The 2,491-nt window shown below is 62.5% G+C and carries 3 protein-coding genes; 1 reads left to right on the top strand and 2 read right to left on the bottom strand.

Annotation, left to right across the window (positions count from 1 at the left end; genetic code table 11):
* Together EN994_RS26955 and EN994_RS26950 are read right to left on the bottom strand one after the other, a co-directional pair.
* A partial coding sequence (locus tag EN994_RS26955; protein ID WP_164746233.1) for a class II fumarate hydratase occupies nt 1–1,010 on the bottom strand: 1,010 nt, incomplete at its 3' end.
* A 158-nt stretch (nt 1,011–1,168) separates the two neighbouring features.
* Nucleotides 1,169–1,648, bottom strand: a complete 480-nt coding sequence (locus EN994_RS26950) for a cupin domain-containing protein (protein WP_013532411.1) — start codon at nt 1,646–1,648, stop codon at nt 1,169–1,171.
* A 106-nt stretch (nt 1,649–1,754) separates the two neighbouring features.
* Between EN994_RS26950 and EN994_RS26945 the strand changes: the two genes are divergently transcribed.
* Nucleotides 1,755–2,491: LysR family transcriptional regulator (locus EN994_RS26945; protein ID WP_164746232.1), on the top strand; the 737-nt coding region annotated here is incomplete at its 3' end.

The following is a 2,491-nucleotide window of genomic DNA, read 5'->3' as shown; positions in this document are numbered from 1 at the left end:
TGCGTCAGCGCCTCGCACTGGGTCGGGTTGACCTTGCCCGGCATGATCGACGAGCCCGGTTCGTTTTCCGGCAGCGACAGTTCGCCGAGGCCCGAGCGCGGGCCTGAGCCGAGGAAGCGGATGTCGTTGGCGATCTTGAATAGCGCGGCGGCCGCCGCGTTGATGGCGCCGTGCGAAAACACCATGGAATCATGGGCCGCCAGCGCCTCGAACTTGTTCGGCGCGGTGACGAAGGCGATGCCGGTGATGGAGGCGATGCGATCCGCGACCCTTTCGGCGAAGCCGACCGGCGCGTTGAGGCCGGTGCCGACGGCGGTGCCGCCCTGCGCCAGTTCCTGCAAGCCGGGCAACGTCAGCTCGATGCGCTTGATCGACGAAGCGACCTGCGCGGCATAGCCCGAAAATTCCTGGCCAAGCGTAAGGGGGGTGGCATCCTGCGTGTGCGTGCGGCCGATCTTGATGATGTGATTGAACTCTCTGCTCTTGGCGGCGAGTGCCTTGTGCAGGTGCTTCAGTGCCGGCAACAGATCGTGCACGATGCGTTCGGCGCAGGCGATGTGCATGGCTGTCGGATAGGTGTCGTTCGACGATTGGCTCATATTGACGTGATCGTTGGGATGCACCGGCTTCTTGGAGCCCATGACACCGCCCAGCATCTCAATCGCCCGGTTGGAGATCACCTCATTGGCGTTCATGTTGGACTGGGTGCCCGAACCGGTCTGCCAGACCACCAGCGGGAAATGCTCATCGAGCTTGCCGTCGATGACCTCTTGCGCTGCCTCGACAATCGTCTTGCCGATCGCCGGATCGAGCCGCTTGAGCTCCATGTTGGCTTCGGCCGCCGCCCGCTTGACGATGCCCAATGCGCGCACGATCGACGCCGGCTGCTTTTCCCAGCCGATCTTGAAATTGCCGAGCGAACGCTGCGCCTGCGCGCCCCAATACCGGTCGGCGGCGACTTCGATGGGACCGAACGTGTCGGTTTCGGTTCTGGTCTTTGCAGCGGTCACGGGTCTCTCCTTGTCGAAGTCGGCAACGGCGTATCGCGTTGCACAAACGGCTTCAAGCGGAGAATGCGGGCGGCGAGGATGCAAATCGGTTGAAGGCGCGGCGCGTCTCTCCTTCTCCCACAAAGGGGAGAAGGGAAGGACTGCGCAGTTTCGGCCTCTCACCCCAGCGGCGGACCGACAATGTCGATGCCGTTTTTTGCGCAAAGCTGCACCAGTGCCGCGATGATTTCCGGTGTTGGTTCCATCAGCGGCGGCAGTTCGGGCTGTTCGGCGGGACGGCTCGCCTGACGCAGCATCGTCTCAAAATCCGAACCGCGCGTGATGGTGAGGGTGCGCGCACCTTCCGGGGATTCGACCCGGTAGGTGTGCGGCAGGCCTTTCGGTGCGATGACGGTTTCGCCGGCGTCCGCAATGCGTTCGTGGCCGTCGATCTGAAAGCGCAATCTCCCCTCCAGGATGTGAAACACTTCGTCTTCCCTGCGATGCGCATGCAGCGGTGGCGAGTCGCCATAGGGCATGTGATGCTCGACGACGCAGGTGCCGTCCTCTCCTGCTATCGACGAGACGTGGATCGCGACGAGCGTGTTGTTGAACCAGAAGAGTTCCTTGCCTGTGATCGTGCCGGGGGTCATTGTCATGGCGTGTCTGATCCTTCTGTTGCCTGTGCCTGCTGGGCCGATGACGATCTAGCCAGGGATACGCCGACAACGGAAATCGAATGATCGTATGGGGCGAATTGATGCGATGAATTTGAACGCGCTCGACCTCAATCTCATCAAGGTGTTCGACGCCCTTCTGCGGGAGAGAAGCGTTACGCGTGCCGGCGAGCAGATCGGCCTCAGCCAGCCTGCCGTCAGCGCTGCGCTCAATCGCTTGCGACATCTCCTCAACGACCAGCTGTTCGTGCGACGGGGCAATGACATGATGCCGACACCGCGCGCCGAGAGCATGGCCGAGCCGTTGCGCGTGGCGCTTCGCGAGATCGAACGCGTCTTCCATTCGGCCAAGGCGTTCGATCCGGCGGAACTGGAGCGAACCTTCACGTTCATGGGGGCGGATTTCTTTTCCATGATGCTGATGCCAGCGCTGGCGGCACGCATCGCTGGCGCCGCGCCGCGCGCGTCGCTAAGGTTTCTCGATAGCGCGCGCGGCGATGTCTCGCGGCTGCTCCAGGAGGATGAAATCGACGTAGCGCTCGAGCGTCCGCTGGAGGTCTCCGACTGGGTCTCAAGCACGCCTCTGTTCCATTCACCATTCGCCATCATCGCCGCGCACGACAACGCTGCGATCAGGCAGGCGGGAATCATGGAAGGCAAGACTCTGCCGATCGACCTCTTCTGCGAACTGCCCCATATTCTTCGTTCTATCGACGGCTCGATGTCGGGCTCCACCGACGAGGCGCTCCGCAAGATCGGGCGAACGCGCCGTGTAAGCCTGACCCTGCCGCACTTTCAGGCTGTCGCATTAGCCGTGGCAAATGG

Source organism: Mesorhizobium sp. M7A.F.Ca.CA.002.09.1.1 (genome assembly GCF_003998555.1).
Lineage (GTDB): Bacteria > Pseudomonadota > Alphaproteobacteria > Rhizobiales > Rhizobiaceae > Mesorhizobium > Mesorhizobium ciceri.
Note: the sequence above shows the minus strand (reverse complement) of the source record. Positions and strands in the feature narration are given on the sequence as shown.